This window comes from Curtobacterium citri, assembly GCF_030362955.1.
In the GTDB taxonomy this organism is placed as follows: domain Bacteria; phylum Actinomycetota; class Actinomycetes; order Actinomycetales; family Microbacteriaceae; genus Curtobacterium; species Curtobacterium citri.
Genome location: NZ_JAUCML010000013.1, coordinates 1 through 25,219 on the forward strand (window position 1 = coordinate 1; position 25,219 = coordinate 25,219).

A 25,219-nucleotide genomic window follows, 5' to 3' on the forward strand; every position below is an offset into this window, starting at 1 on the left:
CAGACGGTGCGGCAGTTGAAGACGTGGTCGGAGCAGCACCGTGACGAGGTCACGGCGCACCAGGAGGACTTCGACGCGACCCGCTGACGGATTGGACGTACTGAGTCAGCCAGGATCGCGCTACGTACGACCTCCGCGGACCGGTGGCGGGCAGTGAAACGGGCTCCGGCTGGGGATTGCTTCTCAACACACCAGAACCCCCGTCTCGATAGACGACCGGCTCCTGAGACGGGCTGGGACCCAAAGCGGTTCGCATGCCACGGCGGCGCGGCAAGTTTCGACGAGGATGGAACTGAACCGGGAGGATCGGGCAATACCAGTCGTGCCCAGTAGTCATCCCCCTCCAGGAGCCGCAGCCGAGCTCGGTCGCCAGTTCGACGAGCACGGCCGCCGCATCCTGCTGTACCTCGCGCGCCGGACTGACCTGCAGAGCGCCGAAGACATCCTCGGCGAGACGTTCGTGACCGCCCTGGTCCGATGGGATTCGTTCGATCCAGACCGGCAGGACCCGCTGCCGTGGTTGTTCGGCATCGCGTCGAACCTGCTCCGTCGGCACTGGCGCTCACAACGACGAGCTGACCGTGCCATGTCCCGCGTCGCAGTTCCCGAGCGGCTCGACGACGACGCCGGCGAGCGTCTCGACAACGAGCGCGCCGTGCGGACCGTCGTCCGCGAGCTCTACCGGATGCGTCCGGTGGTGCGCGAGACGGTGCTGCTGCACGCCTGGGCGGAGCTCACCTACGAGCAGATCGCGGAGGCGACCGGCGTCCCCGTCGGCACCGTCCGCTCCCGACTGAACCGTGCCCGATCGGCCCTCCGCGCCATGCCGGGCACCACCGACTCCCTGAACGGACCACTCCATGTCTGACAACTTCACCGCGCTCCGCTCGCTGCGCCGCGACCACGACCTGCCGCCCGAAACGGTCGACGCGTCGCTCGAGCGTGCTTGGCTCCGATTCGAGACGGCCGCCAGGGCGACCACCGTTCGGACGGGAGGCACGGCACCGGCCCGCACCGCCCCTCCCGTCCGGTGGCTGCGTCGTTCCCGACCCGCCCTGCTGACCGGAGCAGCACTGGTCGTGGCCAGTGGGTTGGTCGCCACGGGCGTCGGGGTGACGCACTGGGGATCGCCCGAGTCGGCCGCAGCGGCGACGCTGCACGAGGCGGCCGCTGCAGCGGCCGCCGACCGGACGCCGGCCGGCGCCTACACGAAGGTGGTGGAGTCGGAGCTGTCGATGGTCTCCGCGACGTCCGACGGGGAGCACTACGACGAGGGCTACCTCGAGCCGACGACGACCATCACCTGGGTGCCGGCCGATGTCTCCGCGACCTGGATCCGGGAGACGCGGTCCGGCGAGCCGACGAAGTTCTTCGGGGGTGCTGCGGCGCGCAAGGCCGCGTCCGACGACGGTGCCACAGAGCCGTCCGCTCCGGTACGGGAACGCGGCGTCAGCGGCGACTTCGCGGTCGGTGAGCTCGGCGGTGAGCGGGCAGGCAGGCTCGGCGCGTCCGACATCGCCGACCTGCCTCGTGACCCGCACGCCCTCGTCCGCCGCATCGAGGCCGCTCCTCGCGCTGTGGACACGACCGACGAGCTGCACGTCTTCGACACGATCAGCGGTCTGCTCCGGACGGGGCTCGTGCCCGCCGACCTCCGCGCGACGATGTACGAGGCCTTGGCGACCCTGCCCGACGTCGTCGTCACCGAGGAACAGGTCTCGCTCGACGGCCGGCGCGGCACCGCGATCGGCCTCCCGCACTGGAGCAGGACCGAGCAACACGACGTCATCATCGATGCGGCCGACGGAACGTATGTCGGCGAACGAAGCATCCAGACCCGGCGGATCGGCAGCATCCCCGCCGGCACCGTGATCGACTCAGTCACCGTGCGGGTGACGCCGGTAGATGACCAGCCGTGAGACTAAGCCTGAGGGACCGGTGCCGCGGGGTCGAAGGGGAGAGATGGTTCAGCGCTCGATGAGCGATCAGCGCCGTCACTGCCTTCTCGCTTCCGCCCCCGCCGAATCATTCCGAGAAGAACTATTATCGGAACTGAACCGGTAGGCGCACAGAGTGCCGCCGCCGGTAGGAACGAGGGCGTGTGGACGACGTTAGCGAGACGGACGGGGCGAGCGTCGCCACGAGCTCGCAGGGCGTTCGCGCTGTTGGTCGCGGGGCGGCTGCTGCGGAGCGTGCCGCTGCGGAGCGGTCCCGGACGGCATTCGCCCGGCTCCGCGCCGTAGCGGGGGAGGGGCGCCCGCCTGGCTCGGGTGCCGTGGTGGTGCCGGCGGACGCGTCGCCGCGGGTGTTCGCCGAAGCGTCCTTGTCGCCGAACACGATCCGCGCGTACCGGTCGGACCTGCGACAGTTCGCCCGGTGGCGTGCCGGGTTCCTCGACCACGAGATCTCCGAACCGCACGAGCTCGAGCGGATCAGTACGGCGCCGGTCGACCCGACCGAGGTCGCGGCGTTTCTCGCGGACAAGGCCAATGCCGTCCTCCCCGATGGCGGGCAGCGGTACGCACCCGGCACGATCAGTCGCTACGTCGCCGCGATCGATTGGGAGCACGCTCGCCGCGGTCACACTCCACCGGGATCCACCCCGATCGTCCGCGATGTGTTGAAGGGGATTCGCCGGACCCGGTCCGTGCCGGTGCGACGGGCGAAGCCGATGACGTTGAAGGCGCTGCAGACGACGCTGCTCAAGATCGACGTCGCCGACCTGCAGACCGGCGCCCTCGGAACACGGGATCAGGCGTTGCTGCTGTTCGGGTTCGTTGGCGCGTTTCGCGAGTCCGAACTCACCGCCCTCACCATCGCCGACCTCCGCCTCGTCGACGGCGAAGGCGTCTACGCCCGCGTCCGGAAGTCCAAGACCGACCAGGACGGTGTTGGCCGAATCAAGGTACTGCAGCAGGGCGCCAACCCGGTCACCTGCGCCCCCTGCGCGTACGTCCGGCTCTCACGGCTGATGGCGGCACAGGACGCCCTCGGGGAAGCGGGCCTCTTCGCCGCACTCACTGGTGCGAGTCTCGCTGTGCACGTCTGTGCGGACGGGCTCGGCGCCGAACGGTTGCCGCCGTCGATGCCGTTCTTCCGGGCCGTGTCGAAGTGGGGCCTGTTCCGGAACACCGGCATCAGCCCCACCGCCGTCGGGAAGGCTGTCGCCCGCCGCGCGCACGCGGCCGGGCTCGGGGAGGACGGCTGGTCGGGGCACTCCCTACGCGCCGGGTTCGTTACCGAAGCACGCAATGCCGGTGCTACGGACGTGGAGATCATGAACCAGACCCACCACACCAACGCCGCCACCCTGCAGATCTACGACCGCGAATACGCACCCCTGGTCCGCAACGCCGTCACCCGGATGCGCTTGTGACCCCCCAAACATGCCCCAAACCCGCGCCCGACAGCAGGGCACTGCTCGAGGCGCACTGGGGCCGATTCGTCGCCTGGTGCGAGGCGACAGGTCACGAACCGCTCCCGGCGACGGCAGCCACGATCGAGCAGTTCCTGACTCAGTTCCCCGGGGCCCCGTCGACGCAGCGGCTTCGCCGGCACGCGATCCGCGCACGCCACTTTGACGCAGGTCTCGCGGACCCGATCCCGACGGTGGAGGCACGGGTGTGGCCGCGACCAGCAGCCGCCGACCAAGCGGCGGTTGTGAGGGTGTTGGCGACGATCCCGAAGTACCGATACCCGATCGGGCTCCGCGGCCGCCGCGACGCATTCCTCACCGTCCTCCTCGGGACCCTCCACCTCACTCGCGAACAGGCCCGCAGCATCACCCCTGCCGACGTCGCAGTGACGAGCATCATCCGGATCCGCGGCCACGTCGTTCCCTCATCCGATGACCCGGTGTCCTGTGCAGCCTGCGCGGTGACCCGGTGGCTTCGCATCGTCGGACCCGTCTGGACCGGCTTCCGCGGCGACGTCATCCGCCTGCTTGACCCGATGAAAGGGAACCTCGACCGGCACGACTGCGAGCAGCCAGTACCGGGGGAGTGGCGACGGGCAGAGCAGCTGTTGTTGCCGTTAGACGTCCACGGATGGGCGCGCACCGGCGTGAGCCTGTCGGGGCGGTCTATGACGAGCATCATCCCGGCGCGACGCGCTGCAGCAGCGGACGTCTCAATCGCGGAGAAGGTCGGCGTTGTCGCGCGGCGACCCTCGCGGTTCGATGCGCTGACGCTCCAAGAGGCCTATGCCGAGCTCGGCGCTACAGATGCGGCGGTCGACGCAGCCCTCGCTCGACTCACAGCGGTTTGGGGCGATGCTCGGGCGCTCGACACCGACCTCGAGCAAGCAGCCAGCGAACCCAAGCTGGAGCTAGCACCAGATAGCAACGAGTAGCACGCTGCCGGGGGATCTACCTGCCACGGACCGCGGCTGGTGGTCCGCACCTTAGCTCTAGATCCGCGCGCACGTCTGTCGCGGAAGCCTGTTCCTGCACTTCAGATCCACAGAACGCCGCCGACATGCTGAACCGAGAGCTATGTGCCGCCGCCCAGATAGGCTTATCCTGAGCAAACGCGGCGCCGATGAAGGCGCCACTTGACCACGGGGGCTTCATGCGCAAGGTATTCTTTAGTTTTCACTACGAACGGGATTCTTGGCGAGTCGGCCAAGTGCGAAACAGTAACATGATCGGCTCCGGCTTTGTGAACCCATTCTACGATCGCGCCGCGTGGGAGACTGTTAAGAAGGGCAGTGACGCCGCAATCAAGCAGTGGATAGATGGGCAGATCAAGGGCACGTCCGTGACTGCCGTTCTGATCGGTAGCCAGACAGCCAGCCGTAAATGGGTCAAGTATGAGATTGCAGAGACAATCCGTCAAGGCCACGGCCTGATTGGAATCGATATCAGCAAGATCAAGGACAAAGATTCGCAAACAGACGTTACCGGAGCGAATCCGTTGCCAGCAGGAACGCCATATTACCTCTGGAATAAGGACAATGGGCGAGAGAATCTTGGTACTTGGATCGAGGATGCTGCCAAGTAGGTCACGTCCACTGAGCTGGTCCCGGTGTGTTCGAACCGATTTGGCGAGGAACGTAGAATGGCGCCATCTGGCCTTCGAGCGCTGGGAAAGACACAATGCGCCGTTGGATGATTAGGCATATCAGTAGGTCGGCAAAACCCAGCTCCGAAGACAAGCGCCAATATCTCGAGCAGATCCAAGCGATCATTAGTCGAATGGCGGCCGCATCGTCGGCGGCCAAGACATGGATGCTTCCTATCGTAACGGCGGCCTATGGTTACGCGCTTGTCGAGACTGAAGTCAAGTTGGCGTTGCTCGGCATGGCTGCGACAAGCGTTTTCGCAGTGCTCGACGCGGGGTACCTTCGTCAAGAGCGCGCCTTTCGGGCACTCTATCAAGCGGCGAGCCAGGGGAAGGTTGCCGCTTACGACATGAACGTGGCGCGCTACTACAACAGAAGTAATGCCGACAATCAGGATGTTCGCGCAGCGAATTGTGAGTGGCGCAAGATCATCTGGTCGTGGTCCCTCGCGGGATTTTACGTACCCGTAGTCTCGCTCGGGTCCTTGTTCATCCTAGGGATTGAGCTTACCTAGGACCCGGATGACGTTGTCCCGAACTTCCTCCCAAGCTACATCTTTCTGGCGCTCGGAGTAATCCGTTTCCTTGGGCCAAATTCGGCCCAGCGGGTCATTCGGCCAACGCGGCACTAGGTGAACGTGGAGGTGCATAACGGTCTGCGTAGCCACTTCGCCGTTTGATTGAATAACATTTAGCCCCGGTGCCATGGTCGCATCGCGGACCGCTCTTGAGAGTCGAACGGTAGCGATTCCTAGTCTCTCGGCCGTACTCTCGTCGAGATTCCAAACGGTGTCAACGTGGGATCGTGGAATTATCAGGGTGTGGCCGAGCACAGCGGGCTCGGTCGGAAAGAATGCAACAAAATTCTCATCCCGATATACCTCGCGTGCGTCGGGATCTCGCTGCTGAGCAATGTCGCAGAACGGGCAGCCAAATTCGATTTTCATTATGCACCTTCTATCCTCGTTGCGGATTGGTGTTGAAATCAGGCGTGTTGAAATGCGCGCCAAGTTGGATTCAGGTGATGGCCTTGTTCAATTGGCCAAACGCGCTTTGATACCGCTGCGCAACTTGCTCGGGGACATCAAAGGCAATGAAGAGTTGCAGTTCCACGGATTGTCCGCTCTGAAGCGTTGTGCTCAAGCCGTCCATGCGCTCACGAAAATCAAGGACAAAACTGCGAACGGCCTCGATCGGTTGGGATGCGTAATCCGCCATGGCTCGGAGGGAAAGGCGACCCTCCTCCAATGGGGTCGTAGCGGATCTTAGTCGTTGGGACCAAGAAAGCAGCTCGTCGAAGACTAGAAGCATTCTACTGGCCAGGTGTGCGATAAGTACTGGGTCACCCTCTTCGCCACGTGCCCCCATGGCTGTGTGCTGTGCCGGACCTAGCAGTAGCTGCTCGAATGTCTCCGTCGTAGAGGCAAGTTTTGCAAATTCGGTCGGGATGTATTCAGGGAGAGCTGCGGTCGGTATAAATTCCCCTCCAAGTGCAAATTGGAGGCGGTGATCATTGTATGCGTCGTACCTCCCCTCAAGTCCGGTTGTAAGCCAGTAGCTGAAAAGGAGGTATTCCCAGCCTGCTGGCCGCTCTCCGAGAAGGATTGCCACTTCCGAAGGTGTCCGCGGAACCCGGCCGTTGAAGCGGCGTCCGCCATCAGCTTGGGAGGAGCCGAGCTTGGTGATTATAGCGTTCGCGACGCCTGAGGCACCCTCTGCGTGAGCGTCCAGATGCGCAATCGAAGTACGCACCCCTGGTAGTTGTGTCGAGTCAAGTCGCACCGGAAGCAGAAACGGGGCGGGGCTTTGCATCGCTCTTAGTAGAACACTCCGGCGTTCGAGCTGGGTCCATGGTTTCGCGGCATAATGTGTCGAAATGAACATCACTGCATACCGAGCGCGGCGTTCATATACGTCTGGAAAAAACTCTGTGAGTTCCTCGCCCCAGATGTCCGCTTTTGCGTCCTCGTCATAGAACACAGTCAGGCCGGCTGTCTTGACTATCCTGACGACCTCGTCGACAAACTCCCGGTCCTCAGCTGCAAACGTCACGGCGACGTCGAAATCGTACTCGGACACGCTGCTCCCATGGTTGTGTTGCAGTAAGGCTAGACGTCTGGTGCGAGCCGTGTTGACATAAGAGACCGCTATCGGCTCACGCGACGAAGGCCGGCTGCCCATGCGGGCGGCCGGCGTTCGTTGTGCTCGGGGGAGTCTGGTCAGTGTGCGGCGTTGTACGCGTCGCGGACGGCCTGGCTGATGCGGCCCCGCGAGGAGACCTCGTGGCCGTTCGCGTTCGCCCACTCGCGGATCTTCGCAAGTTCTTCGGAGTTGCCGCGCTTCGGGCTGCTGCCGCTAGCGGCGCGGCCCGAGCGCCCGCTCACCTTGCGGGCGGCGGCGATGTAGTCGGAGAACGCTTCGCGAAGCGCGTCGGCGTTGTCGTCGGTGAGGTCGATTTCGTAGTTGTTGCCGTCGAAACTGAAGGTGATGGTGCGGCCCGTGCCGTCGTCGATGGTGTCGCCGGTGAGGTCGTCGACGAGGTGCGTGGTGACTTTCTGCGCCATGGGAGGTCGCCTTTCTCTCGGGGATCTCCTCCACCCTGGCATAGCTGGTCCCGGAGAACGCTTCGTTCGTTCTTCTTCGCCCTGCATCGTCGGGCAGACTGAACGGTGATGTCTGATTCTTCGCCAGCCGTGTCCGGGTATGCCGCTGCTCTTGCCGAGCTGAAGCAGCAGGTGCGTTCTGCCCGATTCGCTGCGCAGCGCCGCGTGAACACGGAACTGATCCGTCTGTACTGGGGGATCGGTGCGACCATTCTGCAGCGCCAGGGCGATGAGGGGTGGGGGAGCAACGTCATCGGTCGGCTTGCGACGGATCTGCGTGCTGAGTTCCCGGAGATGAAGGGGTTCTCCGCGCGGAACCTCGCCTACATGCGTGCATTCGCTGCCGCCTGGCCGGACGAGCAGATTCTGCAACAGGCTGTTGCACAACTGCCGTGGGGGCACATCACCGTCCTCCTCGACCGGCTCGATGACCGCGAGCTGCGGGACTGGTACGCGGGCCAGGCGGCCGCGCACGGGTGGTCACGGAACGTGCTCGACCACCAGATCCGCTCCGCAGCGCACACACGATTGCAGGCGGCGCCGACGAACTTCGTCGAAGTGCTTCCGCCGGGGGACTCGGATCTGGCGCAGCAGATCACGAAGGATCCGTACGTGCTGGACTTCCTCGCTCTCGATGGGGACGCGAAGGAGCGCCACCTTGAGCAGGCGCTCGTGGATCGGATCATCGATACGCTTCGCGAGCTCGGCGAGGGGTTCGCGTTCGTGGGCCGGCAGGTGCACTTCGACGTCGAGGGGGATGACTTCTACGTCGACCTGCTGTTCTTCCACGTCGAGCAGCTCCGATACGTCGTCATCGAACTCAAGACCGGGAAGTTCAAACCCGAATACCTCGGCCAGCTCAGCTTCTACGTCGCCCTCGTCAATAACACTCTCCGCCGAACCCAGCATGCGGACACCGTCGGCTTGCTGCTCGTCGCAGACAAGAACGCTGCGGTCGTCCGGTACTCCCTCGCAGGTCAGCAACACCCGGTCGGTGTGGCCAGCTACGAACTGCTGCCCCCTGCAGTCCGGGCCGCACTGCCCTCAGAGGCTGATTTGGCGGCCGCGCTGCACGACGCTGGAGGCGATGACGACGAGCACTGACGATCATCCGGCGGCTGCAGCTGGGACGCAGTCCCAATATGAACGGGACACTGCTGTCGCACCGCTCGTGGTGGAGTCCATGCCCGCGCTGCAGCGCCGCCTCACTGCGGACGATGGGGAGCTTCCCACGGGTGCGTTCGCCGACACTTCAGAGGCAGAGGCAGAGGCAGAGGCAGAGGCAGAGGCAGAGGCAGAGGCAGAGGCAGAGGCGGAGGCAGGATGGCCGAACTTCGCCGATCTTTGGTTTGAGCGTGGCTAGCCATCGGGGGTGTGCGTTCGACGAGCGGGCCCGACCGTGCAGTCAGAGGTGTTGATGGAGCCCCTGGCGCCGCTCAACACCCGTGATGCGCGGCTGCGGGCGCTGTTAAGGGTGGTCAGCGGCGGAGGGTCTCGCTCGGCATCTCGCCATACCGTCTCGCGTACGCAGCAGAGAAGCGGCCGGCGTAAGCGCACCCCCACATGCGGGCGACCGCCGCGACGGTCGCGTCCTCGGGCGTGCGATGTTGCAACTCTGCACGGACGCGGTCCAGGCGGATGCTGCGGAGCAGCGTGCTCATGATGATTTCGTTCGATGCTGTGGCTGGCTGGTGGTTGCTGTGTGCAGGTGACGGTGGAGAGCGAGGAGGCCGTCGCGGACACGGGTCTTTGCCGTGCTTACGCTGACTTGGAGGTCGTCCGCGAGTTCAATGGTGGTGCGTTCGGCGAGGTAGCGGAGTGTGACCGCGTCGCGCTGCGCATCACTGAGCCTGGCGAGACCGGCGCGCAGCTCCTGACGGTGAAACAGCGCATCCCATTGGTCGGTGTCGTGATTCACGGCGGCATGTTCGCGTTTCCCGACGCGCAGGTCGCGGGCGTGGCTCGCTTCCAGGCTCCGAATACGGTCGATCGCCCGTCGGTGGGCGATGGTGCGGAGCCAGGACTGCAGATCAGCACGGGCGGGATCGAACCGGTCGGGGTGTTTCCAGAGCTCGAGGAACGCTTCATGAACGACGTCTTCGGCGAGGTGACGGTCACGGATGATCGTGCCGACGAAGCCACGGAGTTGCGTCGCGTGGGTCCGGTACGCATGCGTGAAGTTGGCTGGGTCGCTGATGAGCTCGTGCATGTCGAACTCTTCTCTGATCTGGGAGCGTCCCACCGTAGACGCCGTCCATCCCGGGAGTGCACCCCCCATTCGGGCATGCATGCAGAAGCGCCCGCCACCGGACGGTGACGAGCGCTTCCGAGTGGCGCTTGGGGGTGTTACTTGATCTGGGCGGTGATGGTGGCGGTGCCGACGAGGAGGCCGGCCTTGACGGCGTCGGTCTTGAAGGTGTCGTTGAGCAGCTTCGCGGCGTCGTCGGAGACGTGGACGGTGGTGCCGGTGAGGATGGCGTTGTCGCCCTCGAGCTGGAGGGGCTTGAGCGTGCCACCGTGGAGGGAGAACAGGTAGGCGTTCGGGGCTGCGACCTCACCGTTGACGAGGACGTCGCCGTAGAGCTTCGAGGAGCCGGGGTTCACGACGAAGTTCTCCAGCGTGACGGTGGTGTCGCCGGCCTTGAGGGTCAGGCCCGAGTCGTCGTGGTTGAGCAGGCCCTGGACGTAGGGGCGGTAGTTGCCGTCCGGGCTCCAGTAGGTGACCGAGCCGGAGGTGATCGGGAACGACACGGCGCCGTCGGCGAGCTTGGCGTTGCCGGACACGCCGGGGGTGAGCTTCAGCGCGGTGAGGGCGTCGGTGAAGCCGGAGTCGAGGGCGACGGAGGTGTCGCCGCCGAGGACCTCGGGAACCGATGCGACGGGGCCGGGGATCTTCGACGAGGACGACGCGACGGTACGGACCGTGGGCGTCGCAGCGTTCGCGGCCGTGATGCCGAACCCGGCACCACCGAAGATGATCGTGCCGGCAGCGGCGAGCGAGACCGTGGTCTTGGTGATCTTGCGCATGATGGTGCCTTCCAGTTGCAATCTGCCGTGTCATTGCTGTGGGCACAACAAATCGGCTCCGCATGGAGCGTGCAGAACAGCTTTTCGCTGTGGGAATCACCGCTAGTTGCGGTGAGCCTCGAACAGTATTCGGCGCACACCCGTGCCGAGACTGGTCCGTGTACCCCGAAAGTGCTATGGAGGGGCTCCACGCCGGGAATTCAGCCCATATTGTCGTGATCTGGCCCCGTTATGGGGGGTCTGGCAAGTGTGGCAGTGCACCGCGCTCTGCCAGGTTCACTCGGCTGCGTCGCTTGATGGCGTCGGGCTGAATAGGTGCCTGATGCACCACCACCGAGGTGATAACGAAACTGTCAGGGCGATCTTGCGGCGGCGGGGCCAGTGGAGAGCGGGTCCGCTCACCCGGCGGCGCGGATCCCGTTCCAGGTCATCGCGAGGACGGTCACGTCGTCGAGGCGGTCCCCGTCGGCCGCCAGCGCGGCAATGTCGGCGACGATCCGGTCGACGTCGTCGCGGGCGTCGATGAATGCCTGGTAGCGGTCGATCGAGGTGAGGTCGCCGCCGAAGAGGTCGAGGACCCCGTCGCTGACGCTGATCACGCTGTCACCGGGCAACAGTTCCGTCGTGACGCTGGACCATTCGGTTCCGACGCCCAGGGGGAGGTGGTGTGCGCGGAGGAACTCGCTGCCGCCGGCGCTGCGGCGTAGGAGGGTGAGGCCGTGGCCGGCGTCCACCCAGCGGAACGTCCCGTCGGCGCTGATACGGCCGTGGAAGCAGGTGGTGAACTGTGCGCTGACCATCGCAGTGGTGCCGGTGCTGAGCCCGACGGATGCCCGGTGGAACGCTGTGGCTGGGTCGGGTTCGGTGAGGCTGCTGCGGATCACGGTGCGCACCGCGGCCGCGATCATGCCGGCTCCGACGCCTTTGCCCATCACGTCGCCGAGGGTGAGCGCGGTTCCGCCGTCGGGGGTTGGGTACCAGTCGTAGAAGTCCCCACCAACGGTGCGCGCTGGCACGCACATTCCTGCCACATGCACCGCAGGAGGCAGCCCTGACCCGTCCGTGGGCTGCAGCGACTGCTGGACCAGGGCGGCTTGGGACACTTCCGCCTCGATGAGCCGTCGGGATCGCTGCGAGGCGCGCAGTTGCAGCAGTGAGCGGCGTGAGAGCTCGTTGACCACTGCTGCAGCCGCACCGAACACGGCCAGCACGACGATCAGCCGGACGATCTCGCTGACCGGCAGCTCGCGTCCGGGTGCCAGCAGCAGCGGCAGCAGCAGTGTGATGCAGGTCGCGACCAGCGGGATCAGTGCACGCCACCGTCCGCGGCCGGCTGCGATCCAGATCAGCGGCAGGATCACGATGACCAGGAACACGGATCGGCTGCCCCCGGTGCCGAAGCGGAGCAACCCGACTGCGATGAAGTCCAGCAGCGGCACAACGATCTCGGCCCGCGCCAGCGTGCTCCACCGCGTCATCAGCGCGGTCACCCCGAGCAGCAGTACCGACAATCCGACGCCTGCCCACATCACCGCCGCGTCTGTGACCAACAACCACGACGGCCACGCTGCACTCGCGGCCGCGGCCCCTGCCATCAGGACCGTGATCAGCGCCTGCTTCGCAAGCGGCTCCCACCCTTTCCGCAGTCCGGACAGCACGATCGGACCTGTGTCGGTCACCCGAACCCGGTCCCGAAGCGGCGTCTGCGTCATCAGGGACTATTGAACCGGATGCGTGAGGAAACCTTCGCCACCGCTGGGTGGTGGGGTTGGCGTTCCGGCAACCCGGTTCGAGCGTGCTCCTGGGCCAGGGGTCACCGACAGTGTGGTTCCGCGGCGGTGCTGCCGGCTCAGGGGGTCGGCGGCACCGCTGACCCTCACAACCAATTAGCGTCCCCGCGTGTCCACTGCGCCGGAGCGAGGTGATCCTTCCGCCCGTATTTTGGGTGGGGTGCGCGGGTCCTGGCGGTGATTGGGTGATGCAAGCTCGGCTGCTGTGCCGAGTCGTTGATGTGTCTGGCTGCATTCGGGTTGCAGCCAGACACCGCTCATCTCGTAACTCGCGAAACGGTGCTGGGTGTGGCTCTGGCAGCCGGATCCCGGTCAGGTGCTCTGCTTGTTTGCGGCGCGCAGTGTTTCACCGGGTGATTCCCCGAACGCTTCGCGGTAGGCGCCGGAGAACCGGCCGAGGTGCACGATGCCTACGGCGTGGGCGACGGCGGTGACGGAGGCTGCCTGCCCGGATTCGAGTTGTTGCCGCGCCATCAGGAGTCGCACGGCGCGGAGGTAACCCAACGGACTCGTCTGGTGCACACGCTGGAACGCGCTCTGCAAGCCGCGGACACTCATCCCCGCAGCGGCGGCGACGTCGTCCACCGTGATCGGGGTGGCGATGTTGTCGAGCATGAACGCTTCCGCTTTGCCGACGTTCGACTCGGGCGGCTGCTCGGATCGACGTCCGACCGGCCAGTGCGGGATCGCAGTGAGGAGCCCCTCGGCGGCCATCGCAGCGAGTTCCCGTTCCCGATCGAGGGAGACCTCCCCGGTAGTGGCGAGGATCTCGGACGCGATCGTGCGGACCATCAGCCACCACGCGGCGAGGGGCGCACCCTCGGGAACATGGTTCGGCTTGAACTCGAGCGGTCCGGGCTCCCATCCGCCTCGCTCGGCGGCGACGTGCTCAACGATCGCCTGGTCGATGCGCATGACGTCTTTCTGGAACCGGTCCCACTGCACCTGCTGCCGGCCCGCGTACAGCACCGGCCGGCCGATGGGGAGTTGCTGGCCGCCGACGACCGCGTGGCCGGATTTCAGCCACACGACGATCACCGCTGATGTCGCGTCGACTTCGCCGCGGATCGTGCCGGTGGAGCTGGTGGACTCCAGCGCCAGCAGTGGGGTGCCGGTGAGGGTTTCCTCGAAGGAGAAGCCGGAGCTGCCGGTGACGTCGAGGCCGCGGACGTGGAAGGTGTGCAGGATCGCGTTACGCGCGACCGCGGTGTCGCGGGTGCGGGTGACGAGCCGGGAACGGACGATCGTGTCCGCTTCTACGCTGGTATCAGCGTTTTGGGTGTGGTCGTTCATCGTGCGTCGTTCTGTCAGGCGCGGCGGAGGGTGTCGCGCGGGTACTCACCGTGCTGGTCGGCGTAGGCGGCGGAGAACCGGCCGGCGTGCGCGAACCCCCAGTGCTTCGCGACATCGCCGATGCTCGTCGAGGTCGGGTCGCCGGCGAGCAGAGCGTCGCGGACCCGGTCGAGCCGCACCCGGCGGATGTAGGCGTTCGGGCTGACCGCGAAGAGCCGGCGGAACGCGTGCTGCAGCGCGCGGAGGCTGAGGTTCGCGACCTGGGCGACATCGTCGGTCGTGATCGGCAGGTGCGCGTGTTCGTGGATGTACTCGACCGCGAGGCGGATATGGCTGTTCTTGGGCAGCAGCAGCTCGTCCGGCAGCGCTGCGGACGCCACCGGGTACAGCTCCAGCAGTGCGAGGGCCCCGAGCCGGCCCATCTCGGCCTGCAGCAGCGGAGAGGCGTGCCGGTCCATGACCGTGTGGGAGATCAGCTGCACGCTGCTGCGCCACACCTGCAGCGCCCGGTCGTCGGGCCGGATCGTGTGGTCCAGCTGCAGGTTCGCGGCTGCGATGCCGCGTTCACCGGCGACGGTCTCGAGCGCGGTCCGGTTGATCTGCACGATGCGTTGGTCGTAGTCGTCGTAGGAGAACGCGGCACCCTGCTGCGGCCAGAGCTGCGGCCGGCCGTGTTCCATCTCGATCGTGGCGCTGTCGGTGGTGATGGTGCCGCGGCCCTTGTTCGTCCACTGGACCACGAAGTCCTTGGACGGCGTCATGACACCGTCGAGGTGCCCGTCGAACCGGATCGTCCGGAGTGTCATCGCCTGGTCGCCGACGGCGGTGTACCGGAACGAGAACGGCTGCCGGGTCTGGTCGGCGCTCCACTGCTGACCCGCGTACGCCTCAGCGAGGAAGTCGCGAGCGACCTCAAGGTCGGTGCTCTGCGTCTCTTCCTGCACACGGGTCGATTGCGAGTCAGTCATGGGATCGACAGCAGCATGCCCGACCACCTCGCCGTATTCAGTCCAGTATCCGCGGAACGTCACGACCGATGGGCGGCGTCGCTTCTCCGCCGCCGCCGCTCCGCACCGTTTCCAGCGACGCTCGGAGCCTGCTTATCCGCCCGATGACACGCAGCCGACGCTTCCACATCCGGGAATCGACACAACTACCAGACCGGCTCGCAGCCCGGGGCATGAGCCTCCTACGGTCGAATCATCGCCCGGCGCAGCTCAGGCGCCAGCAGACGAGGACGACACCATGACCACGATCACCGCCACCGACTTCCAGGTCGCACCCCGCACAGCACACGACGCCGTGTCGCTGCGCCGTACCCGGTCGACGCACCGCAGCCCGTTCAGCGAGGTCCGCGAAGCCCGCCGGCAGCACGTCCTCCAGGTCGCCGCGGTCAGCACCGGGATCCTCTCCGTCACCGTCGCCGCGTCCGCCGCGATCGTCCTCACCCTCGCCGCGTGAGCACCGCAGTGCTCACGTACGACGACGTGATGACCCAGCCAATTGACATGACCACGCTCCTCGCAGAACAGGACCGCACCCATGAGTAACCACACCGTCCTCGAGCAGCTGCGCCGCAACCCGACCGAGTGGCACCGCCGCGGCATGACCTCCCCGACCGAGATCGACCAGCTCGTCACCGAACGCCTCGGCCACCTCTACATCAGCAACAGCCTGAACGCTGCAGAACCGTCCTACGCGGACTTCTTCGTCGCCGCCTAACCCCTGGCAGCGACCACCGGCAATCCGGTCAGACCCCGACCGGTAGCCTCAACACACCGACACCACCAGGTCTATGACGCTTCTCACCCTCACTCCCAGTACCCGCGAGACGACGGCGCAGCGCGCCGCGTCCGGCGCCGCCGACGCGCTCTTCACCGAGCACGGTGTCATCCCGGTCACGCTTGAGCAGGTTGCCGAACGCGCCGGGCTGACCCACGGCGAGCTGCTGGATGCGTACCCGACGAAGCAGGCGCTGGTGATCGCGGTGCTGCAGCGGTGGCACGGATCGTGGCGGTGTGCACTCGAGCACATCACCACCGTGTCGGACGACCCACGCGACGAGGTCCTGGGCATCTTCGGGTACCTCGAGGAGTGCTTCGAGGACGAAGGCTGGCGCGGCTGCGCATTCATCAACGGCCACGCCGAACTCGGCCGACAAGACCCCGACATCGCAGCCCTGGCCCGCGAGCACTTCCTCGACATCGAACGGCACCTCACGCTCGTCTGCCAGCGCGGCGGCATGCCGGCCCACGTCGCGCAAGGCTTGTCGCTGCTGATCGAGGGGGCCCGGGTCGAGTCCGCCGTGCAGCGCTCCGCGCAGCCGGCCCGCGCAGCTCGCCTCACCGCAGCGATGCTCATGTCCGTCTACGAAAGCCGACCCGCTTTCTGATTCCGCGGCCGCACGGATGCCCGCCCAGTAGCTGGTAGCGCCACAGCCCAGCGACATCTCTGAAGCGGCGAGACCCGGGAAACCACACACCGGCTGGCGCCGATACTTCGCCGCGCCCGTCCCACCAACAGAACAGGCCGAAGCCGTTCCTTCCATCCTGTGCCCCAGCTCCTTCGACCGGTGGCGCTGCACCCTTCCCGCCGGTCATCACGGACTGCACTGCTGTATCGAACCAGCAGCCACCACGACGTGGAACGACAACGCCGCCGGCAGGACCCTCCGGACTCTCTTCCGCGAGCCATCTCACGACGCGAAGCGACCTCGCCGTGGCTCGTTCAAGCGATGACGACTGACTCAATGCAGGGGCACCGAGGCTTCTGCACCGCGGCCTATCAAGATCACGCCGTCGGACTGCGCGGGTTCGTGTCGACGATCGTCATCGACCCGCACCTCGCCGAGGACGTCATCCACGAAACCTTCCTCCACCTTTGGCTCCTTCCCGATCAGTGGGACCCCACCAGTGCTGACCTGCTGTCCTGGTTGCAGACCATCGCGCACCGCAGGGCGATCGACCGAATCCGCAGCTTCGAAGCGGCCCGGCACCGCGACCTCCGCATCGGGATCCGCGACCACGACAACGTCGATCACGCGTACGACCAAGACACGCTCTACATCCGGGCTCGGCTCAGGGACGCCCTCGCCGGACTAACCGACAAGCAACGCGAAGCGGTGCTCCTGCGCTACCTCGGCGAATGCACCGTCTTACAAGTCGCTCAGCACCTTGGCATCAGGTGCAGGACGCGGCGGTGACCGTGCCGGCGACTGCGGATCCGCCGACGACTGCGAAGGTTGCCAGCGCCAAGGTGGTCGCTGCGTCGGCTACGTCGAAGGCTGCTTGGCCGTCGCTGACGGATTTGCAGCTGATGCTTGCGCTTGGGAAGTCGTCGCCGAAGAGCACCCTGATGATGCAGAAGCAGGCCGGCAGTGCTGCTGCGCTGCAGGAGAAGACCGCGGCAGCCGCCGCGGGCCCGAACTATGCGATCCGCTGGTTCGCGTTCATCCAAGGCGACAAGAAAGCCCTCCCGACGACAACGCCGGATCAAGGGCACCCGTTCCTGATGTTCGGTGGCGACAACCACAAGCCCGGGAACCCGACCGCGTCACACCGTGTGTCGCAGGACATTGACTTCTACTTCCAGAGCAGCCCGCAGAAGGTCACCGTGCCCACCGCTGACATCGGCACGAGCCACCAGTACTACTGCGGGTCCCCGTGGGGGAGCGCCTGCGTCGAACACGGTGCGCAGAAGGCGGACGCGAGCACCAGCAAGGTGACGTCGACGTCGATCTCCGGCGCCGTCGGTACCGCGTCGCTGCGGATCCACAGCGCACTGCCGTTCCTGCCGAGCCCGCCCGAGCCGGCGATTGATGTTGACATGAAGTTCCGTCTCCAGCCGGGTAACTCCACCATGGTCGGCTGGCACGATGCGATGCCGACCCACGAGGTGTACTCCGGCATCATCCCGGGGGAGTGGCACCGCGACTACCTGCAGGAAGAGAAGGGCTTGATCTGCCTGTTCCCGATCTCGGGACGCTGCCAGCTCCAGATCAACCGCTCACTCTAGCCATACGATGGGAGGGGAAGGCCACGGCCTTCCCCTCTTAAGGAAGCGCGCCATGCCCAGCAACGCATCGACCCGTCGACGTCTCCGGATACCAGCGATCTCGATCGCAGCGCTCGTGGTTTTCGCGCTGCTTGTCGCGTACTTCGCCGTCGTACTGACACGCTCCGCCGAACCGAGCGACTCGTTCATCATCCCAGAGAGCGCTATACCGAAGACGAGTTGCAGCGCCCCCTACTCGCAAGTCGCTGTCGACGAGCTTGCCGATGACCGTTGGACATTTTGTGACATGAAGGATCACGTCGTGGTGTTTCCCGACGGTATTACTGCGGAAGTTGGCGAAGTTGGTGCCGTGACGGGACCACCAGGAGGCAACGGGCCGCTCCCCGACAACGTGACCTACGTCGTAGAGAACCTCGGGAAGTACGGTGTTGTGGCAGTCCGGGCTGATCATGGACAGCGGCAGTACTGGGGGTCGTCGCACGGTGTCGATCTGCTGAAGAAGACGCCCAAGGGCATCTAGATCAACAAGTCGGCGAGGAGCCCGCAACCGTTAGCGCAACCGCGGCTGAAGTATGCAGGTGGGCGTTACGGTCCCATCCGTGGCGGGTGTTGACGTGCTTGGAGTGGGAGATCCCGTGTGCTTAGTACGACTGCCGCGAGACGGGGACGGTTGTGGTGTCGTTTCGTCCGCACGCGGTGAGGCCGGGGGGCGCTTTCGGTGTGTGAGCATCCTGCTGTCCCGGTCCATGAAGGTGTGGCCGGGCAGGGATGGGGTGTTGGTGTGGACGCGTTGCGGTTGCGGGGCCGGTCCGAGACGGAGTGGGACATCATCGAGGGCCGCTCCGATCGGCTCGTCGGCCGAGTAATTCGGGAGAACGGTGCGTACTTCCTCACCGACGTCGGGAGAGACACTGAGGTGGGTGCGTTCTACCGGCTCGAGCAGACCGTCGCGGCCGCGCATACGGTATTTGGCGGCGCGGGATTCACGTCCTGAGTCGACGTCGTAGTCGGCGGAAGTGCTGTACGTCCGAGGGGACGGCAGCGTAGCGTTTCTTCGGCTACCCCGTAGTCCCTAGCTGCGGGTGCCCGACTCCCTGTTACCGGGCTGGCTTCGTCATGACCTTGTGCGTCGATCCCGACGGCGTTGTAGCGCGTGGGCGGTGGTCCCGGACCCGAACCAATGACCACCGCCCACGCATCTCACTCAACCTTGATGCTTCCTCGGGGCTGGTCAGGCACGCGCAGCGGCCGCCGTCGCCTGCCCGAAGGTGGGGTTGCGTCAGATGCTGACGGAGTCTTCACTCGAACGTGCAGCGTTCCGGGAAGAGCAGGGAGACCAGCACTGATGCGTTCGATCGTGTACACCAGCACCCAGACCCGTCCAATCACGGACACCGAGCTTGCGCAGATCCTCGCGGTCGGGCGGGAGAAGAACACCGCGCTCGGCGTGACAGGGATCCTCGCGCACAAGGGCGACAACTGCCTTGGGATCCTCGAGGGCGACGACGAGACCGTCCGGGCCCGGTTCGAGCAGGTCCGCATCGACCCCCGCCACACCAATGTCCGAGTCCTGGCGGACGAAAGCGTGGCGCAGCGGTCGTTCCCGGACTGGTCGATGGCGTTCCAACCCCTCGACCCGCTCATGCGGCACGTCCCTGGGTTCAGCGACCTCTTCACTGATGGTCGGCCGCTCGACCAAGCTGCGGGGCTCACCCGTGCACGGGGACTATTGGAGTGGTTCCGGAAGCATCCCCTCGCGCCGTTGACGAGTCAGACCGCGGCCGATGAGGAAGCGCCCCGGACGCGGGCGGTCAATGGTGCGATCACGGCCCTGCACGATGGCGGTGTGACCCGGTTCACCCTCGACGTCGCGGCCGCGCATGCGGGTATGACGCCCGAGGCGGTGCGGCAGTTCTTCTCGACTGATCGTGCGTTGCTGGCGGCAACGGTAGAGCGGTGGACGGAAGCGATCTCGGCACCGCTAGCGCCGCTGATCGCGGAGAAGGGCACGGTCGCGTACCTGCACGCGCTGATGGCCGCGCACGCGGAGGAGCCGGCGCTGATGGAGCTGCTGGCGTACAGCCTCGCCTCGGCTAGTGACCCGTCGTTGGATGGGGCGGACTACTACCGGTCGATGTACCGGCGGTTCCGGGAAGCAATCCACGAGGGGCTCGTCGTCGACGTGCGGGAGGGGCGGGAACCGGCGACGATGGATCCGGTCCGGGGCGCGAAGCAGCTCCTGGCCCTCTACGACGGCCTCCGCCTGCAGGCGCTGCTCACTGCGGACACGGATGTGGTGAATGAGTTCGACCGGGCCGCGACCCGGATGCGGCGCGGCTGGTCGGAGCAGTACGAGCAGCCCCGCTACTGGGACATCCCCGTCGCCAGCGCCCGGTAGGGAAGCAAAGGGCTGGTGAGAGTGGTGCCCGCGGCACGGGAAGGCGGACCGCGGACACCACCCGAGCGGCTTCGCGCTGATCAGGTGGCACGTCGCGGCTCTACTTCGGTAACCAGCCGAAGCACACTCAGTATGCGGGGACACCGCGTGACGGGCCGTGTCCCCTTTTGAGAGGGCTTGTGCGTGCAAACCTGCTCCGGCAAGGTATGTGGTGCTGGAGCAGTTCGGGTCTGTTCCAACACTTCGGAACGCCGGCCTCAGTGGGGCCGGCGTTTCGCATGTGTGGCTCCTCGTGCCATACGGGCGCATCCGGTCGACCTGGTGCCGAGCACTCGACGATTCGAAGCAACGTGAGTACCGTTGCGTTTCGGGGTAGCGCCGTCGAATTTCGGCGGTGGCGAGTCTCGGTTGAGACCCGCCACCGGTGCAGGCATCACCGCTCAGGCAGAGTGAAGTCTGAAGCGGAGCGCTCTGTGGTGGGGGACGCGGGGTGACCCGAACGCTCCGCGTTCCCCCCGTTCATCCAATGACCGTCACTATTGGTCGCGGAATCTAGCCGGACGCGTGGGTGTAGGCGGACGGTGTCCGGCAACCCGGTTTGAGCATCCTCCTGGGCCAGGGGTCACCAACTGCGTGATGCCGCGGCGGTGCTGCAGGACCAAGGACCCGGTAACACGGGACTGCTGCAGGGCCCGGTCCGGCGCGATTGGGTATACCTGGTGCCGATCGGAGCCGCCATCATTGCAGGCGCCGTCGGTTTCCTGATCTGGGGAATGTGACGGCGCGGGGCGCACCGTTCGCTGTCCCCGGCTCGCTCTAGGCTCCACTCGTGCAGCCACCAGATCTTGGGTCGATGATTCTCGACGCCTTCGGCCAAACCGCGCTCCTGGTGTGGCATCGCTGGCCGGAGTGGACCCGCGAAGAGCCGATCTTATGGGTCATTCCCGCTGCTGCCCTGCTGAGCGTGATCGGCAGATTCCTACCCAGGCATCGCGTCCGGCGACGTCGACGCCGCTGACGCCGGTTCGACAAGTGCGCGCTCGGCACGAAGGTACGCGTACACGGTCTCTCGACTGACGCCGAACTCACGCGCGAGCACGCTCTTCGGAACCCCAGCAGCGACCCGTGCGCGCAGCTCCTCCACCTGCGCAGCTGTCAACGATCGAGCCCGCCCCCGGTACACACCCCGCTGCTTCGCCAGCGCGATGCCCTCGCGTTGGCGTTCGCGGATCAGTTCGCGTTCGAACTCCGCGAACGCCCCCATCATGTTCAGCAGCAGGTTCGCCATGGCGCTGTCCTCCCCGGTGAAGGTCAGCTGCTCCTTGACGAACTCGACGCGGACCTGCTTGTCCGTCAGCCGGCGCACGAGCCGGCGGAGATCTTCAAGGTTCCGGGCAAGCCGATCCATCGAGTGCACCAACACCGTGTCACCGTCACGGACGAACCCGATCATCGCCTCGAGCTGCGGCCGGTCGACGTCCTTGCCGGACGCCTTGTCCTCGAACACCCGATCCAGCACGACACCGTCAAGTTGTCGCACCGTGCTCTGATCCAACGTGCTCACCCGCACATACCCGACCCGCTGACCCGACACCACGGCCTCCGACCCTCTTCTGTCAGGTTGAAGTCTAGGACCCGCGGACGTCGGTGTCAGGGAATGCTAAATCGGACCCTATTCGGACGCGAACCGAGACCACCACCTGACGTCCAGTTGGGGTGTGCCTCACTCTGACGACGGCCGCGCTTTAGAGTTGCCCAACCCGTGCGGTGAAGAACGCCGCTGCACTCGGCTCCCATGCTGGATGGTCAGCTTCGAAAGTGTCGCGCAGGCCGTCGTACCAAAGTTCAATCTTGAACCCCTCACCCACCTCGTCTGAAAGTCGCTTGGCCAAGCGTCGCCCCGCTTCGAGTGGATTTATGGGAAAAGGGAATGGACCGTTGCGATCTACGTGATCCGTTTCGCCTTCGATTCTGCGGTGCCACCAGTCGAGGTCGGCGACAAGCGCCGTCGACAACCCCACGTCGGAATGTTTAGTGGGCCCTGGTGCCCAAATCACCTCAGGCCCATACCCACTTTCCAGACGAATTGTCGGAATAACAGACATGTTCACACCTCAATTGCATATGGCTGAAAGGCCAGAGGTCGACACGCGGTTCATCAACCACCTGTCGACCTCTGGCGATGTTACTACTGAGCGTACGCGGTGACTACCGCCCAGTTTCCGTTGCTCACAGCTACTAGAGCTCTGTATGAATGAACCTTCTTGTCTTTGTAATAGACGTCGAGCGGTCCGTTGTAGTTAAAGTTGTCAGACTTGGCGTTGTAGCTCACCCCGTTGCCGGGTGCGCGCAGCGTGTGGTCCAACGTGACGTACATCAGGTCTTTCCAGCTGGCTCCGTTGAACGCCTGGGGGTACTCCCGAATCGGCCTGTCGAAGTCACGGCCGTGCTTCCCAGCGATGTGCCGCATGCCGTAGTCGCCCTGCTTGCCGGACTTGTCGTAGTACGGGGAACCCTTGCCACAGCTCAGATGAGCCTTGTGGCCCGGGGCGCCGTAGGCACCAGCTCGTGACAAGTTCTCCACGACGTGGCCAGCCTTCGCACTGTCCGGGCACTCCGGGTAAACGCTGTGGTACTCACGAACTGCTGCGGCCTTCGACTGCGCACCCGTCCCAGCGGCACCGTCGGCGAAGCTCACCCGCGCGCCGTCCCCGAAGCCGATGCTCCAATCACTGGCAGAACTTGTCGAATCAGTTGAGGACGGAGTACCTGCTGAACTAGAGGTAGGAGTACTGCTGTCACCAGTCGGTGCATTAGCGTCATCCTCAGCGATCATGGCGTCTGCCGCCGCGTCTGCTGCTGAACTCGCCGTAAACGTCCATACCGGTGAGAGGACGTCGGAAACATTCGATCGACCGCCGGCGGTTCCCTTGAGTTCCAGGGTCCAGTAGTACGTTGCCCCGTCCGTGAGAACACCCACCGGGATTGCATACGGGGCGCTAGTCCAGCCCGTGGCGATGATCGGATTAGTTGCGCCGTCCGGGTTAGCGCTCAAGGTGTACTTTCGCTGCACGTCGGACCCAAACGTGTCATTTTCGGGAACAGCGTCGAGCGTGGGTGTCATTCCAGCCGTTTGCGGCGAGGGCGGTGTCGGGTTCAGTGTCTCATTCGCCCAGTCGCCGAGAGTGAAGGAATACGCCGACGAGACCGTATCAGTGGCCGTATCGTTCACGCCGACACGGTTTGCGACGATGGTGTGCGCGCCTCCGATCGCCGGCACAGCAACGGTTTGCGAGGTTGTCGAGGTTTCGCTCAACGGTGTTACCGGGTACTCGTCGTCGTCCACGACGATACGAACTTGCTCGCCGCTGAAAGTGGCCGCGGTTGTCGTTACGGAGCAGGAAATGTCATTTTCGGGGATATTTGCAACCCATGACCCACTTTGGTAGGGAGTAGCGCAAGAAATGCGCGGTGCTGCAGGGTTGGTGTACCAGCCCTGCACGTCAATGACGTAGTTCGTCGCCTTGGCTGCGTTGCGGAGGGCGATCTTCCCGTTCGCACCGAGCGGGACTGTGATCGTATTGGTCTGGATCTCGCCAGTATTGAAGTTGATTGCCGTGATACCGGGGTTTGTTTTCCCGTCGGCGTAGACATCGGCGTACCCGTCGCCACCGCCGTGCGCGACGATCAACGTCAGTACGACCGCGGTGATCCCGGACCCCATTACCGGAACACCCGCGGTGCCAGCGATTTGGATCGAGCGAGTCTCCTGCTCTCCGAGCGCCGTGTTGCCCGTCGCACGCGAGTCATACGCACGCCCGTAGGCCGGCGTGAACACAGCGCCGCCCTTTCCCGCGGCGGTGAAGTAACCCTGCACGTCGACGATCAGGTCCACGGTGGTCACCGAGTTCGCGATCGTCATCTTGCCGTCCGCGGACAGTGGCACCTGCGCCTGGATCGAGGTGTTCTCCGACGGGGCGTAGTGCAGCGAGTTGACGGGCTTCGTCGCTCCCGTGGCGTACGGGGTGAGATACCCGTCCGAGGCGTTGGTGTTGATCGCGATCAGGTTCACGACCGCACCGGACGCTCCGGCCGGGATGCCGTTGGCACCGGTGACCTGCACATCGATGCTCTTCCCCGGCCCGATCGCAGCCTTCGCCGCCCCAATCCCGGAGCGAGTGACGACGATGCGCTTCGTGACCGGCACGAACCCGCCGGCGGCAGTACCGTCCGTGTTCGCGGTGTAGTACCCCTGCACGTCCAGGATCAGCCGAGCCGCGGTCTCGGTCATCACCTGGATCGTGCCGTCCGCACCGACCGCGAGGGTGGCGGTGTTCGAGGTGTACTCCCCCGAAACGCCGTTGTAGATCAGCATCGTCGTGCGACCCGTGTAAGCGTCAGGGCGACCGAAGAGGGTGCCGTACCCAGAGGAGCCACCCACGGTCGCGTTCAACGAAACTGCCCCGACTGAGCCATCGTCGGGCAAGCCCGCGAGGCCGGCGACCTTGATGGTGCGGTACTTTCCTGCCTCCATCGCCGTGCTGAACCCACCCGTACCCTTGGCGGTGTCGAGGATGCGCCCGGTCGACGGCACGAACACACCGCCGGTACCGGTGTCGTTCAGCGCGTGAGCCGGTGTCGCCACCAGCAGAGAACCAATCAGTGCCAGCGCACCCAGGGTTGCGGCAGCGATGCTGCGCTTCCTCGTGCGCGGAGCGTGCAGCAACGAGCGCACAGAACCCCCTACGTCATGTCGACAGCACAAGCTGCTGTCCGTTTGTGCAGCGTAAGAGGAAGCTGAGAATTTGACGTCACCCCCCCTTTCGGGGGCATCAAATAAAACCCCAGATCAGATGGCAACGTACGAGGCCGGTATTAATGGGTTCTCAGTCGTCTGCAGTGGAAGCCATGGCCGACTACCGTGACCACAATCGATCAAAAGACCGTGAACAGCCACAAGTTCCGGGGGAGTGGTGCAGCTCCTCGACCGTCCGGTAATCGATCCATCACCGGGCACAGTCAGTGCCAGACGCC

At 65.2% G+C, this 25,219-nt stretch carries 27 protein-coding genes; 16 read left to right on the forward strand and 11 right to left on the reverse strand.

Annotation, left to right across the window (positions count from 1 at the left end; genetic code table 11):
* The first annotated feature begins 322 nt into the window (after positions 1–322).
* The 6 genes from QUG92_RS15550 (at position 323) to QUG92_RS15575 (ending at position 5,575) form a co-directional block, all read left to right on the forward strand.
* Positions 323–868 (forward strand): RNA polymerase sigma factor, encoded by a 546-nt coding sequence (locus QUG92_RS15550; RefSeq protein WP_289459871.1) that lies wholly within the window; start codon positions 323–325, stop codon positions 866–868.
* Positions 861–1,919, forward strand: a complete 1,059-nt coding sequence (locus QUG92_RS15555; protein WP_289459872.1) for a CU044_5270 family protein — start codon at positions 861–863, stop codon at positions 1,917–1,919. Before QUG92_RS15550 ends, QUG92_RS15555 begins: the two co-directional genes overlap by 8 nt.
* A 359-nt stretch (positions 1,920–2,278) precedes the next feature.
* Positions 2,279–3,376 (forward strand): site-specific integrase, encoded by a 1,098-nt coding sequence (locus tag QUG92_RS15560; RefSeq protein ID WP_289459873.1) that lies wholly within the window; start codon positions 2,279–2,281, stop codon positions 3,374–3,376.
* A 233-nt stretch (positions 3,377–3,609) separates the two neighbouring features.
* On the forward strand, positions 3,610–4,350 hold the full coding sequence (locus QUG92_RS15565; RefSeq protein WP_289459874.1) for a hypothetical protein: 741 nt from the start codon (positions 3,610–3,612) through the stop codon (positions 4,348–4,350).
* A 218-nt stretch (positions 4,351–4,568) separates the two neighbouring features.
* Positions 4,569–5,000, forward strand: coding sequence for a TIR domain-containing protein (locus QUG92_RS15570; protein ID WP_289459875.1), 432 nt, complete (start codon positions 4,569–4,571; stop codon positions 4,998–5,000).
* A 107-nt stretch (positions 5,001–5,107) separates the two neighbouring features.
* The gene (locus tag QUG92_RS15575) at positions 5,108–5,575 is read left to right on the forward strand and encodes a hypothetical protein (protein ID WP_289459876.1); all 468 of its coding nucleotides are present in this window, start codon (positions 5,108–5,110) and stop codon (positions 5,573–5,575) included.
* Here the strand turns inward: QUG92_RS15575 and QUG92_RS17145 are convergent.
* The 3 genes from QUG92_RS17145 to QUG92_RS15585 form a co-directional block, all read right to left on the reverse strand.
* Positions 5,555–6,007 carry an HIT family protein gene (locus tag QUG92_RS17145; protein ID WP_353063337.1) on the reverse strand — a complete coding sequence of 151 codons (453 nt, stop codon included), beginning with the start codon at positions 6,005–6,007 and terminating at the stop codon, positions 5,555–5,557. The two genes, QUG92_RS15575 and QUG92_RS17145, sit on opposite strands and share 21 nt — an antisense overlap.
* Before the next feature lie 70 nt (positions 6,008–6,077).
* The gene (locus QUG92_RS15580) at positions 6,078–7,139 is read right to left on the reverse strand and encodes a TIR domain-containing protein (protein WP_289459877.1); all 1,062 of its coding nucleotides are present in this window, start codon (positions 7,137–7,139) and stop codon (positions 6,078–6,080) included.
* Positions 7,140–7,279: 140 nt separating this feature from the next.
* The gene (locus QUG92_RS15585) at positions 7,280–7,624 is read right to left on the reverse strand and encodes a histone-like nucleoid-structuring protein Lsr2 (RefSeq protein ID WP_289459878.1); all 345 of its coding nucleotides are present in this window, start codon (positions 7,622–7,624) and stop codon (positions 7,280–7,282) included.
* Positions 7,625–7,732: 108 nt separating this feature from the next.
* On the opposite strand from QUG92_RS15585, the gene QUG92_RS15590 reads away from it, so the two are divergent.
* Positions 7,733–8,767 carry a PDDEXK nuclease domain-containing protein gene (locus QUG92_RS15590; RefSeq protein WP_289459879.1) on the forward strand — a complete coding sequence of 345 codons (1,035 nt, stop codon included), beginning with the start codon at positions 7,733–7,735 and terminating at the stop codon, positions 8,765–8,767.
* Positions 8,751–9,026: a hypothetical protein gene (locus tag QUG92_RS15595; RefSeq protein ID WP_289459880.1), complete on the forward strand. Its 276-nt coding sequence runs from the start codon at positions 8,751–8,753 to the stop codon at positions 9,024–9,026. Before QUG92_RS15590 ends, QUG92_RS15595 begins: the two co-directional genes overlap by 17 nt.
* 115 nt (positions 9,027–9,141) lie before the next feature.
* Here the strand turns inward: QUG92_RS15595 and QUG92_RS15600 are convergent, their stop codons facing one another.
* From QUG92_RS15600 to QUG92_RS15625, 6 genes are all read right to left on the reverse strand, one after another.
* Positions 9,142–9,324: a helix-turn-helix domain-containing protein gene (locus tag QUG92_RS15600; protein ID WP_289459881.1), complete on the reverse strand. Its 183-nt coding sequence runs from the start codon at positions 9,322–9,324 to the stop codon at positions 9,142–9,144.
* A complete protein-coding gene (locus QUG92_RS15605) occupies positions 9,321–9,872 on the reverse strand; it encodes a sigma-70 family RNA polymerase sigma factor (protein ID WP_289459882.1) in 552 nt (183 codons plus the stop codon). Before QUG92_RS15605 ends, QUG92_RS15600 begins: the two co-directional genes overlap by 4 nt.
* 137 nt (positions 9,873–10,009) lie before the next feature.
* Entirely contained in the window at positions 10,010–10,690 is a 681-nt protein-coding gene (locus QUG92_RS15610) for a hypothetical protein (RefSeq protein ID WP_289459883.1), read from the reverse strand.
* Positions 10,691–11,088: 398 nt separating this feature from the next.
* The gene (locus QUG92_RS15615; RefSeq protein ID WP_289459884.1) at positions 11,089–12,402 is read right to left on the reverse strand and encodes a PP2C family protein-serine/threonine phosphatase; all 1,314 of its coding nucleotides are present in this window, start codon (positions 12,400–12,402) and stop codon (positions 11,089–11,091) included.
* A 390-nt stretch (positions 12,403–12,792) separates the two neighbouring features.
* A complete protein-coding gene (locus QUG92_RS15620) occupies positions 12,793–13,773 on the reverse strand; it encodes a helix-turn-helix transcriptional regulator (RefSeq protein ID WP_289459885.1) in 981 nt (326 codons plus the stop codon).
* A gap of 14 nt (positions 13,774–13,787) precedes the next feature.
* Entirely contained in the window at positions 13,788–14,741 is a 954-nt protein-coding gene (locus QUG92_RS15625) for an AraC family transcriptional regulator (protein ID WP_289459886.1), read from the reverse strand.
* A gap of 277 nt (positions 14,742–15,018) precedes the next feature.
* Here QUG92_RS15625 and QUG92_RS15630 point away from each other — a divergent pair, with 277 nt between their 5' ends.
* The 8 genes from QUG92_RS15630 to QUG92_RS15665 all read left to right on the forward strand — a co-directional run bounded on the left by QUG92_RS15630 (position 15,019) and on the right by QUG92_RS15665 (position 20,185).
* Complete coding sequence (locus QUG92_RS15630) at positions 15,019–15,234, forward strand: hypothetical protein (protein WP_208745329.1); 216 nt, start codon at positions 15,019–15,021, stop codon at positions 15,232–15,234.
* 81 nt (positions 15,235–15,315) lie between these two features.
* A complete protein-coding gene (locus QUG92_RS15635) occupies positions 15,316–15,495 on the forward strand; it encodes a hypothetical protein (protein ID WP_289459887.1) in 180 nt (59 codons plus the stop codon).
* Between the two features lie 73 nt (positions 15,496–15,568).
* Positions 15,569–16,165: a TetR/AcrR family transcriptional regulator gene (locus QUG92_RS15640; RefSeq protein WP_289459888.1), complete on the forward strand. Its 597-nt coding sequence runs from the start codon at positions 15,569–15,571 to the stop codon at positions 16,163–16,165.
* A gap of 342 nt (positions 16,166–16,507) precedes the next feature.
* Positions 16,508–16,975 carry a sigma-70 family RNA polymerase sigma factor gene (locus tag QUG92_RS15645; protein ID WP_289459889.1) on the forward strand — a complete coding sequence of 156 codons (468 nt, stop codon included), beginning with the start codon at positions 16,508–16,510 and terminating at the stop codon, positions 16,973–16,975.
* Positions 16,972–17,787 carry a hypothetical protein gene (locus QUG92_RS15650; RefSeq protein ID WP_289459890.1) on the forward strand — a complete coding sequence of 272 codons (816 nt, stop codon included), beginning with the start codon at positions 16,972–16,974 and terminating at the stop codon, positions 17,785–17,787. Before QUG92_RS15645 ends, QUG92_RS15650 begins: the two co-directional genes overlap by 4 nt.
* Before the next feature lie 52 nt (positions 17,788–17,839).
* On the forward strand, positions 17,840–18,307 hold the full coding sequence (locus QUG92_RS15655) for a hypothetical protein (RefSeq protein ID WP_289459891.1): 468 nt from the start codon (positions 17,840–17,842) through the stop codon (positions 18,305–18,307).
* A 234-nt stretch (positions 18,308–18,541) separates the two neighbouring features.
* A complete protein-coding gene (locus tag QUG92_RS15660; protein ID WP_289459892.1) occupies positions 18,542–18,781 on the forward strand; it encodes a hypothetical protein in 240 nt (79 codons plus the stop codon).
* Between the two features lie 351 nt (positions 18,782–19,132).
* The gene (locus QUG92_RS15665) at positions 19,133–20,185 is read left to right on the forward strand and encodes a BLUF domain-containing protein (RefSeq protein ID WP_289459893.1); all 1,053 of its coding nucleotides are present in this window, start codon (positions 19,133–19,135) and stop codon (positions 20,183–20,185) included.
* Between the two features lie 979 nt (positions 20,186–21,164).
* On the opposite strand, the gene QUG92_RS15670 is transcribed toward QUG92_RS15665, so the two are convergent.
* On the reverse strand, positions 21,165–21,779 hold the full coding sequence (locus tag QUG92_RS15670; protein WP_289459953.1) for a recombinase family protein: 615 nt from the start codon (positions 21,777–21,779) through the stop codon (positions 21,165–21,167).
* Positions 21,780–22,373: 594 nt separating this feature from the next.
* A complete protein-coding gene (locus QUG92_RS15675) occupies positions 22,374–24,920 on the reverse strand; it encodes a hypothetical protein (RefSeq protein WP_289459894.1) in 2,547 nt (848 codons plus the stop codon).
* Positions 24,921–25,219: the final 299 nt, after the last annotated feature.

Bases quoted from the DNA above. Each gene is read 5' to 3' on its own strand.
- QUG92_RS15555 (WP_289459872.1), top strand. From the start codon at position 861: ATGTCTGACAACTTCACCGCGCTCCGCTCGCTGCGCCGCGACCACGAC.
- QUG92_RS15570 (WP_289459875.1), top strand. From the start codon at position 4,569: ATGCGCAAGGTATTCTTTAGTTTTCACTACGAACGGGATTCTTGGCGA.
- QUG92_RS15575 (WP_289459876.1), top strand. From the start codon at position 5,108: ATGATTAGGCATATCAGTAGGTCGGCAAAACCCAGCTCCGAAGACAAG.
- QUG92_RS17145 (WP_353063337.1), bottom strand. From the start codon at position 6,007: ATGAAAATCGAATTTGGCTGCCCGTTCTGCGACATTGCTCAGCAGCGA.
- QUG92_RS15585 (WP_289459878.1), bottom strand. From the start codon at position 7,624: ATGGCGCAGAAAGTCACCACGCACCTCGTCGACGACCTCACCGGCGAC.
- QUG92_RS15590 (WP_289459879.1), top strand. From the start codon at position 7,733: ATGTCTGATTCTTCGCCAGCCGTGTCCGGGTATGCCGCTGCTCTTGCC.
- QUG92_RS15595 (WP_289459880.1), top strand. From the start codon at position 8,751: ATGACGACGAGCACTGACGATCATCCGGCGGCTGCAGCTGGGACGCAG.
- QUG92_RS15600 (WP_289459881.1), bottom strand. From the start codon at position 9,324: ATGAGCACGCTGCTCCGCAGCATCCGCCTGGACCGCGTCCGTGCAGAG.
- QUG92_RS15605 (WP_289459882.1), bottom strand. From the start codon at position 9,872: ATGCACGAGCTCATCAGCGACCCAGCCAACTTCACGCATGCGTACCGG.
- QUG92_RS15610 (WP_289459883.1), bottom strand. From the start codon at position 10,690: ATGCGCAAGATCACCAAGACCACGGTCTCGCTCGCCGCTGCCGGCACG.
- QUG92_RS15615 (WP_289459884.1), bottom strand. From the start codon at position 12,402: ATGACGCAGACGCCGCTTCGGGACCGGGTTCGGGTGACCGACACAGGT.
- QUG92_RS15620 (WP_289459885.1), bottom strand. From the start codon at position 13,773: ATGAACGACCACACCCAAAACGCTGATACCAGCGTAGAAGCGGACACG.
- QUG92_RS15625 (WP_289459886.1), bottom strand. From the start codon at position 14,741: ATGACTGACTCGCAATCGACCCGTGTGCAGGAAGAGACGCAGAGCACC.
- QUG92_RS15630 (WP_208745329.1), top strand. From the start codon at position 15,019: ATGACCACGATCACCGCCACCGACTTCCAGGTCGCACCCCGCACAGCA.
- QUG92_RS15635 (WP_289459887.1), top strand. From the start codon at position 15,316: ATGAGTAACCACACCGTCCTCGAGCAGCTGCGCCGCAACCCGACCGAG.
- QUG92_RS15640 (WP_289459888.1), top strand. From the start codon at position 15,569: ATGACGCTTCTCACCCTCACTCCCAGTACCCGCGAGACGACGGCGCAG.
- QUG92_RS15645 (WP_289459889.1), top strand. From the start codon at position 16,508: ATGACGACTGACTCAATGCAGGGGCACCGAGGCTTCTGCACCGCGGCC.
- QUG92_RS15655 (WP_289459891.1), top strand. From the start codon at position 17,840: ATGCCCAGCAACGCATCGACCCGTCGACGTCTCCGGATACCAGCGATC.
- QUG92_RS15665 (WP_289459893.1), top strand. From the start codon at position 19,133: ATGCGTTCGATCGTGTACACCAGCACCCAGACCCGTCCAATCACGGAC.